The sequence below is a fragment of the Streptomyces sp. NPDC127119 genome, assembly GCF_042677425.1.
Classification (GTDB): Bacteria; Actinomycetota; Actinomycetes; order Streptomycetales; family Streptomycetaceae; genus Streptomyces.
The window spans coordinates 6095-18847 of the sequence record NZ_JBHXTO010000022.1 but is presented as its reverse complement, the minus strand read 5'-3'; the positions used below and the strand labels follow the sequence as shown (position 1 = coordinate 18847).

At 70.3% G+C, this 12753-nt stretch carries 14 protein-coding genes; 9 read left to right on the top strand and 5 right to left on the bottom strand.

Annotated features, from left to right (window positions below; genetic code table 11):
- Window positions 1-61: 61 nt before the first annotated feature.
- From ACFVH5_RS13090 to ACFVH5_RS13075, 4 genes are all read left to right on the top strand, one after another.
- The gene (locus ACFVH5_RS13090; RefSeq protein ID WP_385833631.1) at window positions 62-745 is read left to right on the top strand and encodes a formylglycine-generating enzyme family protein; all 684 of its coding nucleotides are present in this window, start codon (window positions 62-64) and stop codon (window positions 743-745) included.
- Between the two features lie 366 nt (window positions 746-1111).
- Window positions 1112-2515, top strand: coding sequence for a Si-specific NAD(P)(+) transhydrogenase (gene sthA / locus ACFVH5_RS13085; RefSeq protein WP_384803022.1), 1404 nt, complete (start codon window positions 1112-1114; stop codon window positions 2513-2515).
- Window positions 2516-2673: 158 nt separating this feature from the next.
- Window positions 2674-3294: an L-threonylcarbamoyladenylate synthase gene (locus tag ACFVH5_RS13080; protein ID WP_189768828.1), complete on the top strand. Its 621-nt coding sequence runs from the start codon at window positions 2674-2676 to the stop codon at window positions 3292-3294.
- Between the two features lie 108 nt (window positions 3295-3402).
- Complete coding sequence (locus tag ACFVH5_RS13075; protein ID WP_385833716.1) at window positions 3403-4224, top strand: sulfite exporter TauE/SafE family protein; 822 nt, start codon at window positions 3403-3405, stop codon at window positions 4222-4224.
- 30 nt (window positions 4225-4254) lie between these two features.
- Here ACFVH5_RS13075 and ACFVH5_RS13070 read toward each other — a convergent pair whose 3' ends face one another.
- The 3 genes from ACFVH5_RS13070 to ACFVH5_RS13060 all read right to left on the bottom strand — a co-directional run bounded on the left by ACFVH5_RS13070 (window position 4255) and on the right by ACFVH5_RS13060 (window position 6428).
- Window positions 4255-4917, bottom strand: coding sequence for an NUDIX domain-containing protein (locus tag ACFVH5_RS13070; protein ID WP_384803029.1), 663 nt, complete (start codon window positions 4915-4917; stop codon window positions 4255-4257).
- Between the two features lie 100 nt (window positions 4918-5017).
- The gene (locus ACFVH5_RS13065; protein ID WP_385833630.1) at window positions 5018-5815 is read right to left on the bottom strand and encodes a fibronectin type III domain-containing protein; all 798 of its coding nucleotides are present in this window, start codon (window positions 5813-5815) and stop codon (window positions 5018-5020) included.
- A 10-nt stretch (window positions 5816-5825) separates the two neighbouring features.
- Window positions 5826-6428 (bottom strand): hypothetical protein, encoded by a 603-nt coding sequence (locus tag ACFVH5_RS13060; protein WP_385833629.1) that lies wholly within the window; start codon window positions 6426-6428, stop codon window positions 5826-5828.
- Between the two features lie 335 nt (window positions 6429-6763).
- Here ACFVH5_RS13060 and ACFVH5_RS13055 point away from each other — a divergent pair, with 335 nt between their 5' ends.
- Together ACFVH5_RS13055 and ACFVH5_RS13050 are read left to right on the top strand one after the other, a co-directional pair.
- The gene (locus tag ACFVH5_RS13055; RefSeq protein WP_385833628.1) at window positions 6764-8821 is read left to right on the top strand and encodes a discoidin domain-containing protein; all 2058 of its coding nucleotides are present in this window, start codon (window positions 6764-6766) and stop codon (window positions 8819-8821) included.
- Window positions 8822-8868: 47 nt separating this feature from the next.
- Complete coding sequence (locus ACFVH5_RS13050) at window positions 8869-9492, top strand: TetR/AcrR family transcriptional regulator (protein ID WP_385833627.1); 624 nt, start codon at window positions 8869-8871, stop codon at window positions 9490-9492.
- A 67-nt stretch (window positions 9493-9559) separates the two neighbouring features.
- Here ACFVH5_RS13050 and ACFVH5_RS13045 read toward each other — a convergent pair whose 3' ends face one another.
- A complete protein-coding gene (locus tag ACFVH5_RS13045) occupies window positions 9560-10312 on the bottom strand; it encodes a LysR substrate-binding domain-containing protein (protein WP_385833625.1) in 753 nt (250 codons plus the stop codon).
- Between the two features lie 37 nt (window positions 10313-10349).
- Between ACFVH5_RS13045 and ACFVH5_RS13040 the strand changes: the two genes are divergently transcribed.
- Window positions 10350-10757, top strand: coding sequence for a DUF5997 family protein (locus tag ACFVH5_RS13040; RefSeq protein ID WP_385833624.1), 408 nt, complete (start codon window positions 10350-10352; stop codon window positions 10755-10757).
- Between the two features lie 59 nt (window positions 10758-10816).
- On the top strand, window positions 10817-11842 hold the full coding sequence (locus ACFVH5_RS13035) for an LLM class flavin-dependent oxidoreductase (RefSeq protein ID WP_385833622.1): 1026 nt from the start codon (window positions 10817-10819) through the stop codon (window positions 11840-11842).
- Window positions 11843-11864: 22 nt separating this feature from the next.
- Here the strand turns inward: ACFVH5_RS13035 and ACFVH5_RS13030 are convergent, their stop codons facing one another.
- Window positions 11865-12173: a GNAT family N-acetyltransferase gene (locus ACFVH5_RS13030; RefSeq protein ID WP_385833620.1), complete on the bottom strand. Its 309-nt coding sequence runs from the start codon at window positions 12171-12173 to the stop codon at window positions 11865-11867.
- Window positions 12174-12357: 184 nt separating this feature from the next.
- On the opposite strand from ACFVH5_RS13030, the gene ACFVH5_RS13025 reads away from it, so the two are divergent.
- Window positions 12358-12624 (top strand): hypothetical protein, encoded by a 267-nt coding sequence (locus ACFVH5_RS13025; RefSeq protein ID WP_210886501.1) that lies wholly within the window; start codon window positions 12358-12360, stop codon window positions 12622-12624.
- Window positions 12625-12753: the final 129 nt, after the last annotated feature.

Here is a 12753-nt window from a genome sequence, read left to right as displayed (position 1 = left end):
CCCGCGGTACGTGCCGACACGCGCCGTGGGCCCACCGGATCATCAGTAGGATTGCCTGCTCATGGACACACGCCAGGTGAACGAGATGATCGCTGTCCCGCCGGGACAGGTCACGCTGTCGGACCGGCGGACACGGCGCAGTTGGTCGGTCGAGCTCGCGCCCTACCGGCTCGGGGCCTTCCCGGTCACGCAGGCGCTGTACGCGCGGGTCGCGGGCATGTGGCCGAGCAGCGCCGACGGGGACCAGTTACCCGTCGAGGGGGTCTCGTGGTGGGACGCGGTCCGCTTCTGCAACGCCCTGTCGCTGCGGGAGGGACTGACACCGGCCTACGCCATCCGTGCGGACGGCGGGGGCGTCGAGTCGGAGATCGACTGGGACAGGGCCGCGGACGGCTACCGGCTGCCCACGGAGGCGGAGTGGGAGCACGGCTGCCGTGCGGGTACGCCGGGGCCGCGGTACGGGCCGCTCGACGAGATCGCCTGGTACCGCGACAACTCCCAGGAGCGCGTCCACGACGTGGGCGGCAAACGGCCCAACCAGTGGGGTCTGCACGACATGCTGGGCAACGTGTGGGACTGGTGCTGGGACGTGTACGACGCCGAGGTGTACGGCGGGTACCGGGTGCTGCGCGGGGGCGGATGGTTCGACGAACACTGGAGTGTCCGCGCCGGGGCGCGGCGCCGCAGCCATCCGGGCTACCAGGTCGACGACGTGGGCTTCCGGGTCGCCCGATCCGTACGCTGAGCCGTCCGGCGGGTGGGGGCCGTGTGTCGGGTGCGCGTCCGTGGGGGCTGGCCGCGCCGTTCCCCGCGCCCCTGCCCCGCTGGGGGCGCGGGGAACTGCGCGGATCACCCCCACCGGCCCGCAGCGCACACCCCACCGCACCACCCTGCCCCTTCAGGGGCGCGGGGAACTGCGCGGCCGACCCCCACCGACCCCCACCGGCCCGCACCCCACCACACAACCGCACCCCCACCCCCTAAGGGGCGCGGGGAACGGCGCGAGCAACCCCCACCGGCCCGCGGTACAAACCACAACCGCACCCCCCTCCCCCGGCCCGGAGGGCAACTCACCCTTTCGGGGGACAGCCGCGGCTGACAGACTCTGGTGGTGCGCGACTTCGACTTCCTCGTCATCGGATCCGGCCCGGGCGGCCAGAAGGCCGCCATCGCCGCGGCAAAGCTCGGCCGCCGGGTCGCCGTCGTAGACCGCCCCGACATGGTCGGAGGGGTCTCCATCCACACCGGAACCATCCCCTCGAAGACCCTGCGCGAGGCGGTCCTCTATCTCACCGGTCTCACCCAACGCGACCTGTACGGCCAGAGCTATCGACTGAAGGAGGACATCACCGTCGCCGACCTGACCGCGCGCACCCAGCACGTGGTGGGCCGCGAGGTCGACGTCATCCGCAGCCAGCTGTCCCGCAACCACGTCTCCCTGTTCGCCGGCACCGGCCGCTTCGTGGACGACCACACCGTCGCCCTGCGCGAAGTGAACGGCAACGAGAAGCTGCTGACCGCGGACAACATCGTCATCGCGACCGGCACCAGGCCGGCCAGGCCCGCGACCGTCGAGTTCGACGAGTTGACCGTCCTGGACTCCGACAACGTTCTCAACCTGGAGCGGGTACCCCGTTCCATGGTCATCGTCGGGGCCGGCGTGATCGGCATGGAGTACGCCTCCATGTTCGCCGCCCTCGGCAGCAAGATCACCGTGGTCGAACAGCGCCCCGGGATGCTCGACTTCTGCGACGTCGAGGTGATCGAGTCGCTGAAGTACCACCTCAGGGACCTGGCCGTCACCTTCCGCTTCGGCGAGACGGTCGCCGCGGTCGAGCGCCACGCGCGGGGCACGCTCACCGTCCTGGAGAGCGGCAAGAAGATCCCCGCGGACGCGGTGATGTACTCCGCGGGCCGGCAGGGCCTCACCGACGACCTCGACCTCGACAAGGCCGGCCTGTCGGCCGACAAGCGCGGCCGGATCAAGGTGGACGAGCACTACCGCACCGAGGTGCCGCACATCTACGCGGTCGGTGACGTCATCGGCTTCCCGGCTCTGGCGGCGACCTCGATGGAACAAGGGCGTACGGCGGCGTACCACGCGTGCGGCGAGCCGGTGGCCCGGATGCACGACCTCCAGCCGATCGGCATCTACACGATCCCGGAGATCAGCTTCATCGGGAAGACCGAGGACCAGCTCACCGAGGAACGCGTGCCGTTCGAGGTCGGCATCTCCCGCTACCGCGAACTGGCCCGGGGCCAGATCATCGGCGACTCGCACGGCATGCTCAAGCTGCTCGTCTCCCCCGACGACCGGAAACTGCTGGGCGTGCACTGCTTCGGTACGGGTGCGACGGAGCTGATCCACATCGGGCAGTCGGTGATGGGGTGCGGCGGGACGGTCGACTATCTGGTCGACGCGGTCTTCAACTATCCGACGCTCGCGGAGTCCTACAAGGTCGCTGCGCTCGACGCGACGAACAAGATCCGGCAGCTCGACCGGCTGCGGGACTGAGCAGGCGCCCCTCGCCGGCGCCGGGTGCGGTTCGATGCCCGGTGCCGGCCCGGTGGGGGTCACCCGCGCCCCGCGGCGCAGCCGCACGTGTCGCAGCCCCGCGCCCCTGAAAAGCGGGCCTCCGTCGTCGGCGACGGCCGGGGGCATAAGCTCACAGCGTGGCAAAGTACTTCGATGTTCATCCCGAGAATCCTCAGGCGCGCACCATCACCCAGGTCGCCGACTCCATTCGTGCGGGTGCGCTCGTCGTCTATCCCACGGACTCCTGCTTCGCGCTGGGGTGCCAGCTGGGCAGTCGTGACGGGATCGACCGGATCCGCTCCATCCGCCGGCTCGACGACCGTCACCACTTCACGCTGGTGTGCCAGAACTTCGCGCAGCTCGGCCAGTTCGTGCAGGTCGACAACGACGTGTTCCGTGCCATCAAGGCTTCGACGCCGGGCAGTTACACCTTCATCCTCCCCGCGACCAGGGAGGTCCCGCGCAAGCTGCTGCACCCGAAGAAGAAGACCGTCGGGGTCCGCATCCCCGACCACGTGGTGGCTCAGGCGCTGCTCGCCGAGCTCGGTGAGCCGCTGCTGTCCAGCACCCTCCTCCTGCCCGACGAGGAGGAGCCGATGACCCAGGGCTGGGAGATCAAGGAGCGCCTCGACCACTCCGTCGACGCGGTGATCGACTCCGGCGACTGCGGTACCGAGCCGACCACGGTCATCGACTTCTCCAGCGGCGAGGCCGAGATCGTCCGCAAGGGAGCCGGCGACGTCTCGCGGTTCGAGTGACCCGCTCCCCGGCAGCACCGCGGCGCCGCCGACCATGGTGCGGCGCCCGCCGAACCGTCGGCCGTCTACCGTCGGCTTCATGACCATCAGTGAGTGGCGGGACGTCGCGTGACGCCGTGGGAGGCCGTCGCGGTGTTCGCGGCGGGCGTGGCTGCGGGCGGGGTCAACACGGTGGTCGGTTCCGGGACCCTGATCACCTTTCCCGTGCTGCTCGCCACCGGTCTGCCGCCTGTCACCGCGACCGTCTCGAACGCGCTCGGTCTGGTCCCCGGCGCGATCAGCGGAGCGTTCGGCTACCGCAAGGAGCTGCGCGGTCAGCGGCGGCGCATCCTGCGGCTGAGCGTCGGTGCGCTGCTGGGCGGCTTCACGGGGGCCGTGCTGCTGCTGGCCCTGCCCGCGACGGCGTTCGAGAAGATCGTGCCGGTCGTGGTGGGTCTTGCCCTCGTCCTGGTCGCCTTTCAACCGCTGATCACCAAGCGGCTGCGCCGCCGCGCGAGGGATCGTTCGTCGTCCGCGGGTCCGCCGGGGCCGGACGCGCGGTTCCCCGCGACCCTCAAGGACGGGCCGGTCCACCGTGACGGCGGGCCGCTGCTGTTCGTCGGGCTGACTCTCGCGAGCGTCTACGGCGGCTATTTCGCGGCGGCGCAGGGGATCATCTACATGTCTCTGATGGGGGTGCTCCTGGACGAGACGATGCAACGCCTCACCGCCGTCAAGAACGTCCTCGTCGCCGTCGTCAACACCGTCGCCGCGACCTTCTTCCTCTTCGTCGCGGACTTCGACTGGACGGCCGTCGCGCTGATCGCCGTCGGCTCGGCGATCGGCGGCCAGTTCGGCGCCGCGGTCGGCCGCCGCTTCAGCCCGTTGGTCCTGCGCGTCCTCATCGTGACGATCGGCACGGTCGCCCTCGTCCAACTGCTGCTGCGCTGACCGCCGCGTGCGCCTGCGGTACGGCGGGATTCACTTGCTGAACGGTCCCTCCAGCGCCGCCCACTGCAACAGCATGATGGTCTTGGCGTCGGCGATCCCGCCCGTACGGATCATGCCCAGGGCCTCCCTGAAGGGCAGTTCGACGGTCTCGATGTCCTCGCCCTCCTCGTCCAGTCCGCCGCCCTCGTGGGTGCGGGTGGACGGTCCGTAGGAGGCGGCGTAGAAGGTGACGCGTTCGGTGACCGAGCCCGGGCTCATGTAGACGTCGAAGACCCGCTCGACCTCGCCGACCGTGTGTCCGGTCTCCTCGATGACCTCGCGTCGTACGGCGACCTCGGGGTGCTCGTCGTCATCGTCGAGCAGACCGCCCGGTGTCTCGACGAGCATGCCGTCGGGGTGTCCGTTGACGTAGACGGGATAGCGGAACTGCCGGGTCAGCAGCACGGTCTCGCGTTCCGTGTCGTACAGCAGGATCGTGGCGCCGTTGCCGCGGTCGTGCGTCTCGCGTTCCTGGGTGGACCAGGTGCCGTCGGCGAGCTGGAGGTCGAACGTCGTGGTGCGTTCCACGTACCAGTGGCAGGACAGCAGGGTCACGTCCCGCACCTTGACCCGGGGGTTGCCCGTCAGGCCGAGGCCGACCCGGTCGAGTCCGGTACGGCCCCTGCGGTCCGGGGTGTCGATGCCCGCGGTCATCGCGCACCGGCCGGGGAAGTTGTGCGGAGGGAGGAAGTACGGGTGGAACAAGTGGTCATGTCCTGCTTCTACCATCCCGCTCCCGCCCCTGTCAGGCGTGTCAATGATCGGCGGAGGCGCCGGTGGTCAGCCGGACCACGTTCGACGGCGCGCCGAGCGTGAACGCCCGGACCCGGTAGGACCCCTGTTTCTCGCTGGGCAGGGTGATCAGTCCCGCGGAATTGACGTCGGGTTCGAAGACGGCGACGGGCGCGAACCCGGAGTGCCCGCCGGAGTCCTCGTCGGAGTCCCCGCCGGGGCTCCTGGGGATACGGGACTCCAGCAGGAACCCCTCCTCGTCCGACGCGTTGTCCATCCATGTGAACAGAATGCCGTTCGCGTGCTTGACCACGGCCTTGAACCCGGTGGGCGCTCCGGCGCCCGTGGACCGTAGTGGCCGACCCGGGGCAGTGCGCTCCGGGTCCTTGCGGGCGGGCAGCCAGTCATGGCCGGAATCCTCGTCCGCCGCCGTCAGCCCGCCCGGGGGCAGGGTGACGTCGACCGGCTTCGAGGCGGGGCCGGCGAAGGCCCGCAGCCGGTAGTGGAAGGTGGTGCGGGGCATCAGATCGGGGTGCCGGTAGCTCGTCACCCGGGACGGCAGGTACTGCAGCACGGTGTACGGGCCTGCCGCGTCCGTCGCGAATTCGAGGAGGTGGCCCGACGTACCCGGACCGCCGCCCCGCCAGTGCAGGTCGATGTCCGTGGGTGAGGTGCGTTCGGCGCGGAGCACGACGTCCGGGCCGGCGGCCGCCGTGCGGGGTGTGCGGGGCGTGTCGCAGGCCGACAGCGCCGGGCCGAGGGCAAGGGCGAGGCCCAGGACCAGGGCTGCCGGCGCCGCGCCGCGTACGGGAACTCTCATGTGCTCGCTGCTACTTGCGCCAGAAGTGGACGTTGCTCCACACGACGGTGGCCGGGCCGTTGCCGCTGCTGGTGCGGTAGGCGCCGAACTTGTCGTAGAAGCTGCCACCGGGGCTCGCGTAGGTGTGCTTGAGCGAGCCGTTGATGTAGGTGCGGTGCGAAGTGCCCACCTGGTGGACGGTGTTGACCCGGACGGTGGCGCCGACCGTGCCGGCGTTGGAGAGGGTGTCGCCGCCGTGGACCGCGTACAGGCGTCCGCCGCGTTCGGCGGCGAGCATGAAGTACGGGCCTGCCGCCGACTCGTTGAAGGTCTGCTTGAGGCTGATGCGGGTGCCGCTGAGGCTGCTGATCCGGAAGTAGCCCTCGAACTGGCGGGTGCCGCCTGTGTAGGTGGCGTACCGCCGCTCGGCCCGCTGGTCTCCGCCGGCCGTGGAGCAGGTGAGCTGGAAGGTCAGGCCGTCGACCTGTCCGCAGCCGCGTTCCTGGACGGTGTAGGTGGGAGAGACGGATGTCCAGCCGCCCGGCTCCACTTCGGCGAAGGCGGTGGGGGTGGCGGCCAGGAGGGAGGCGCATACCGCGCCTGTCATGGTGAGCGCTCTGATGCGCGTGAGCATGTCGGCTCCTTGGGTGGGGGGTTCACCAGCCGCTCACATTCACTTACATGAACAATGGGCATGTTTTTGAACGGCTGATTGGGAAGGTAGGACTAGACCAAGGAGTCGTCAAGAGGTCCGTACGTGCGGGTCGGCGGGGGCCGGCCGCGCCGTTCCCCGCGCCCCTTTCGGGGCGCCGCCCGGACAGCGGTTCACCTCGGGGGCCGCCCTGCCGTCCATCAGGTCAAGCGTCCCGGACCCTTGACTCTCCTCGGCGCAGTCGGGATTCTCGTCCCACGCGTTTGCAGGAGTCATGACAAGCAGCGTGCCGTCGACCGAAGACGTGGGTGATGTTCATGACCCGACAGCCTCTCCACCGGCGCCGGCCTCTCACGGTCCTGTCGCTGCTGTTCGTCGTGATGGCCATGGCGCTCGGGCCCACGCCCAGTTCCGCCGCCGGGACGGACTGGTGGAACCCGACCGCGCGGCCCGCGCCCGACTCGCAGATCAACGTCACCGGGGAGCCCTTCAAGGGCACGAACTCCCAGGGCGAGGTACGCGGATTCGTCGACGCGCACAACCACATCATGGCCAACGAGGCCTTCGGCGGGCGGCTCATCTGCGGCAAGCCCTTCTCGAAGGCAGGGGTCGCCGACGCCCTCAAGGACTGCCCCGAGCACTACCCCGACGGCTCGCTGGCCATCTTCGACTTCATCACCAACGGCGGTGACGGCAAGCACGACCCGGACGGCTGGCCCACGTTCAAGGACTGGCCCGCCCATGACTCGCTGACCCACCAGCAGAACTACTACGCCTGGGTCGAGCGGGCCTGGCGCGGCGGCCAGCGCGTACTCGTCAACGACCTCGTCACCAACGGCGTGATCTGCTCGGTCTACCCCTTCAAGGACCGCAGCTGCGACGAGATGACCTCGATCCGGCTGCAGGCGAAGCTGACGTACGACATGCAGGACCACATCGACGCCATGTACGGCGGCCCGGGCAAGGGCTGGTTCAGGATCGTCACCGACAGCGCGCAGGCCCGTGAGGTCGCCCAGCAGGGCAAACTCGCCGTCGTCCTGGGGGTGGAGACGTCCGAGCCGTTCGGCTGCAAGCAGATCCTGGACATCGCGCAGTGCGACAAGGCCGACATCGACGCCGGCCTGGACGAGCTGTACGACCTCGGCGTGCGCAGCATGTTCCTGTGCCACAAGTTCGACAACGCCCTGTGCGGAGTCAGGTTCGACGAGGGCGGCCTCGGTACGGCGATCAACGTCGGCCAGTTCCTGTCGACGGGCACCTTCTGGCAGACGGAGAAGTGCACGGGCCCGCAGCACGACAACCCCATCGGGGGCGCGGCGGCGCCGGGCGCCGAGAAGGAACTGCCCGCGGGCGTCGACGTACCGTCGTACGACGAGGACGCCCAGTGCAACAAGCGGGGGCTCACGGATCTCGGCGAGTACGCCGTGCGCGGGCTGATGAAGCGCAAGATGATGCTGGAGATCGACCACATGGGCGTCAAGGCCACCGGCCGGGCGCTCGACATCTTCGAAGCCGAGTCGTACCCCGGTGTGATCTCCTCGCACAGCTGGATGGACCTGAACTGGACCGAGCGGGTCTACCGGCTCGGCGGGTTCATCGCCCAGTACATGCACGGCTCCGAGCAGTTCGGCGCGGAGGCCGCGCGGACGAAGGCCCTGCGCGACAAGTACGACGTGGGCTACGGCTACGGCACCGACATGAACGGTGTCGGCGGCTGGCCCGCCCCGCGCGGCGCGGGCACCCCGAACCCCGTCACGTACCCGTTCCGCAGCACCGACGGCACCGCCGTGATCGACCGGCAGACCACCGGGCAGCGCACCTGGGACATCAACACCGACGGGGCCGCCCACTACGGTCTCGTCCCGGACTGGATCGAGGACATCCGGCTGGTCGCGGGGCAGGGCGTCGTGGACGATCTGTTCCGGGGCGCGGAGTCCTACCTCGACACCTGGGGCGCGGCGGAGCAGCACAAGGCGGGGGTGAACCTCGCCAAGGGCGCGCCCGCGTCGGCCAGTTCGTCGGAGTCGAGCGTCTTCACCAGTTACGCGCCGGGCCGGGCCGTGGACGGCGACACGGGCACCCGCTGGGCCAGCGACTGGAGCGACGACCAGTGGCTGCGCATCGACCTGGGATCGACCAGCACGGTCAAGCGCGTCACCCTCGAATGGGAGCGCGCCTACGCGAAGTCGTACCGCGTGGAGGTCTCCACCAACGGCACCGACTGGCAGTCCGTGTGGTCCACCACGGCCGGGGACGGCGGCCTGGACACGGCCAGGTTCTCCGGCGTACCGGCCCGCTATGTGCGGATCCACGGGCTGGACCGCGGCACGGACTGGGGTTACTCCCTGTACGAGGTGGGCGTACACAGCAGCTGACGCCCGCCGGTGACCCACCTGGAACGAGCAGGCGTGGAAGGAACTCCATGGCACGGATGCCGTCGGCCGAGCGGCGCCGGCAGCTCACCGAGGCGGCCATCCGCGCGATGACCCGGGACGGCGTCCCCAGGACGACGACCCGGTCCATCGCGGCCGAGGCGGGCGTGTCACTGAGCGTCTTCCACTACTGCTTCGACTCCAAGCAGGCGCTGATCGAGTCCGTCATCGAGACGATCACCGGTCACTCCGTCGCGGTGGTGCGCGAGGCGATCCGGCCTCGGGCGACCCTGCGGGAGACCGTCGCGGCCGGCTTCCAGGCCTACTGGGACCATGTGTCCGCGCACCCGGGCGAGCACATGCTCACGTACGAGCTGACGCAGTACGCCCTGCGCCAGCCGGGGTTCGAGCATCTGGCGCGGCGGCAGTACGAGCTGTACTCCGACACCTATGCGGAGCTGGTCGAGCAGCTCAGCCGTGACATGGACTTCGTGCTGCGCGTGCCCGTGCCGGTGCTGGCCCGCTATCTGGCGGCCATGACCGACGGGCTGACGCTCAACTTCCTGGTGCTCGGGGACGACTCGGCGTGGGCGGACATCCTCGACACGATCACCGACCACGTGGCGGGGCTTGTCCGCGACACGGACGAGGTCCGGACCTCGAATGGTCCGTAGCGGGTGGTGATGAGCCTGCGGGCCCGGTGGGGGCTGGGCGCGCAGTTCCCCGCGCCCCTTACGGGGCTCAGCGGCCGCGGGGCTTGCCCCGCTTGGCGCCCTTCGTGTTCTTCGTGGTCTTGGCACCCTTGGTCCTGCCCGCCGCAGGCTTGCGTCGGGGGGTGGCCTTGGCCGGGGGGCGAGCCGCCTTCGGCTCGGCTGCGGGCTGCGTGCGGCCCCGGGAGCTGTTGACGGTGCGGCCCCGGACGATGCCGATGAAGTCCTCGACCAGGTCGGTGGTCCGGTCCTCCGGCCACGACAGGGCGACCCGTGACTCCGGGGCGTCCGTCACCGGCCGGTACGTGAGGTCCTTGCGGTGGTGGAGGCGGGCGATCGACTGCGGGACGACGAGGAGCCCCACTCCCGCGGCCACCAGGTCGACCGCGTCGGCCGTCGTGGCGGGGCGCTCGATCGCGGGGCGGCCCGGCAGGCGCTCCCAGTCGAGGGTGTCGTCGAGGGGGTGCAGCACGATGTCGTCCGCCAGGTCCTCGGCGCTCACCTCGTCCACCGCGGCCACGACGTGGTCCTTGGGGACGACGACCACGGTCGTCTCGGCGTAGAGGGGGATCGCGCTGAGGTCCGTACCGTCGACCGGCAGCCGGACCAGGCCCGCGTCGGCGGCGCCGCCGCGCAGCGCGTCGAAGGCCTCGCCGACGGACATCGCGTGGAGTGTCAGGGGGACGTCGGGCAGCCGCTCGTTCCAGATCCGCACCCACTTGCTGGGCGTCACTCCCGGGACATACGCGAGCCGGAACGAAGGGGATTCTTCCGAGCGTGTCACCTGGCCAGGTTACCCGTCGTGGTCGGCGCTGGTTCACATGCTCGATACCCTTGCGGTTATGACGTCGCACGAGAACACCCAGACGATGAAGCCCGCGACCGCGGCGAAGAAGCTGGGTGTGTACCTAGAGGCCACACCCGCCGAGTTCCAGGAAGGTGTCGTCTCGCGCTCCGAGCTCACCGCGCTCCAGGCCGATCCGCCCGAGTGGCTGCAGGAGCTGCGCCGCACCGGGCCGCACCCCCGGCCGGTGGTCGCCGCCAAGCTCGGCGTCTCCATCTCCGGGCTCGCCCGCGGCGGGGTGACGGACGCCCTCACCACGGACGAGATCGAGGCGTTGAAGGCGGACTCCCCGGAGTGGCTCCGGAAGGAGCGCGCCACGCAGGCCGAGGTCCGCAAGGAGACGGCACGCATCAAGGACCTCAAGGACAAGAAGGCCGAGGGGTAGCGGCCGGGCCGTAGCAGTGCAGTACCCGTAGAACTCGTGCCGGACGCCGGAGGAGCCCCGTGCCGCTGCCCACACAACCGTTGCGGAAGCTGGGCTTCCTGACCATCGGCCTGTTCGACGGGGCCGATCCCCGCGCGGGCCACGAGTCCACGCTGGAGATCATCGAACTGGGTGAGCGGCTGGGCTTCGACAGCGCGTGGCTGCGCCACCGGCATCTCCAGTACGGGATCTCCTCCCCCGTCGCCGTCCTCGCGGCGGCCTCGCAGCGCACCAGCCGGATCGAGCTGGGCACCGCGGTCATCCCGCTGGGCTGGGAGAACCCGCTGCGGCTCGCCGAGGACCTGGCCACGGTCGACCTCCTGTCCGGGGGCCGCCTCAATCCGGGGGTCAGCGTCGGCCCGCCGATGCACTTCGACCAGGTCAAGGACGCGCTGTATCCGGACACGGCCGGCACCGAGGACTTCGGCTACGAGCGGGTGTCCCGGCTGCTGGACTTCGTACGCGGCAAACCGGCCACCGACTTCAGCGGCGCCGAGGGGTTCGAGGTGTTCTCGGACCGCGTCCAGCCGCAGGCCGCCGGGCTGGGCGGCCGGCTCTGGTACGGCGGCGGCAGCCTGCGGTCGGCGCAGTGGGCGGGTGAGCACGGCATGAACTTCCTGACCAGCAGTGTCGTGAAGGCGGAGGAGTCCGAGGACTTCGCCGAGATCCAGCTGTCCCACGTACGGGCCTTCCGCGCCCGTCACCCCGACGGCGAGCGCGCCCGCGTCTCCCAGGGGCTCGTCGTCATCCCCACCGACAGTGCCACCGCCGAGCAGCGCGCGAAGTACGAGGCGTACGTCGAGAAGCGGACCCCGCGCACGGCGACGACCCACGGTCCCGCGCGCCTGATGTTCGCGCCCGACCTCGTCGGGACCTCCGCGGAGATCGCCGAACGGCTGTACGCCCAGGCCGCGTTCAGGGAGATCGACGAGGTCGCGTTCGCGCTGCCGTTCACCTTCGAGCACGCGGACTACGTACAGATCCTCACCGACATCGCCACCGGCCTCGGTCCGGCACTGGGCTGGCAGCCGTCGGCCCAGGGGTAGCGGGCCCTCACCTCGGCCCGCGTCAGTCGCTGACCTTGCTGCGCGCCTGGTACAGCAGGTCGCCGTACTCGGGGTGGCGGGCGATCCAGCCGGCGTAGAACGGGCAGGTGGCCAGCACCCGCAGGCCTGCGGCGCGGGCCTCGTCCAGGGAGACCCGGACCAGCGCGGAGCCGACGCCCTTGCCCTCGCACTCCGGGCTCACCTCGGTGTGCACGAACGCGATCAGCTCCGTCGTGCGGATGTACTCCGCGTGTCCCACGACCTCGGGCGCTCCGTCGAGCCGGGCCTCGTAGCGCCGCGTGCCGGGCGCGTCCCTCACGTCCACCGTCATGTTGTTCTCCCTGCGTGCGTGCCGTCGATCAAGGTCACGACCCTAACCCGCCCACGTTTGGTGGATGAACGCTCGCGGACGGCACGTGCGGCCCTGAGCATGGGCCTAAGAGCGGCGAGGGTACGCGATCGCGTGGCCGGATCTCCCGCTCGTCCGTCCATCACTTCTCCATCAGGGAGCAACCATGCGTGTGCGTACCATCCTTGCCGCCGGCGTCTTCGCCGCCACCGCGATCCTGGGCAGTGCCGGCGCGGCGATCGCCGACGACCACGACGAGCGCCACAACGATGGCCGCAACGACAGCCGCTACGAGGGCGACTTCCGCGCGTGCGGCGTGTTCTCCGGCGCCGGTGACGGCCACGCCTACTACGGCAACGGCTGCGCGGCGTCCCACTGGGAGGGTGAGAACCACGGCTCCCAGTACGGTGGCCGTCACCACTTCGGGCGCTGACGCGCCGTAGTGCCGTCGTTCGGGGAACGGTCGTCACGAGCGGTGCCCCCCCCGGGTTGGGGTGGGCCCGGCCCACGCCGCGGCGAACCTGGGGTCGGGGGGCCAGTGTAGTATAAAAAAAATAAGGTG

Coding starts and splice junctions, on each gene's coding strand:
- ACFVH5_RS13090 (WP_385833631.1), top strand. CDS start 62: ATGGACACACGCCAGGTGAACGAGATGATCGCTGTCCCGCCGGGACAG.
- ACFVH5_RS13070 (WP_384803029.1), bottom strand. CDS start 4,917: ATGACCGCGGGCATCGACACCCCGGACCGCAGGGGCCGTACCGGACTC.
- ACFVH5_RS13065 (WP_385833630.1), bottom strand. CDS start 5,815: ATGAGAGTTCCCGTACGCGGCGCGGCGCCGGCAGCCCTGGTCCTGGGC.
- ACFVH5_RS13060 (WP_385833629.1), bottom strand. CDS start 6,428: ATGCTCACGCGCATCAGAGCGCTCACCATGACAGGCGCGGTATGCGCC.
- ACFVH5_RS13055 (WP_385833628.1), top strand. CDS start 6,764: ATGACCCGACAGCCTCTCCACCGGCGCCGGCCTCTCACGGTCCTGTCG.
- ACFVH5_RS13050 (WP_385833627.1), top strand. CDS start 8,869: ATGGCACGGATGCCGTCGGCCGAGCGGCGCCGGCAGCTCACCGAGGCG.
- ACFVH5_RS13040 (WP_385833624.1), top strand. CDS start 10,350: ATGCTCGATACCCTTGCGGTTATGACGTCGCACGAGAACACCCAGACG.
- ACFVH5_RS13030 (WP_385833620.1), bottom strand. CDS start 12,173: ATGACGGTGGACGTGAGGGACGCGCCCGGCACGCGGCGCTACGAGGCC.
- ACFVH5_RS13025 (WP_210886501.1), top strand. CDS start 12,358: ATGCGTGTGCGTACCATCCTTGCCGCCGGCGTCTTCGCCGCCACCGCG.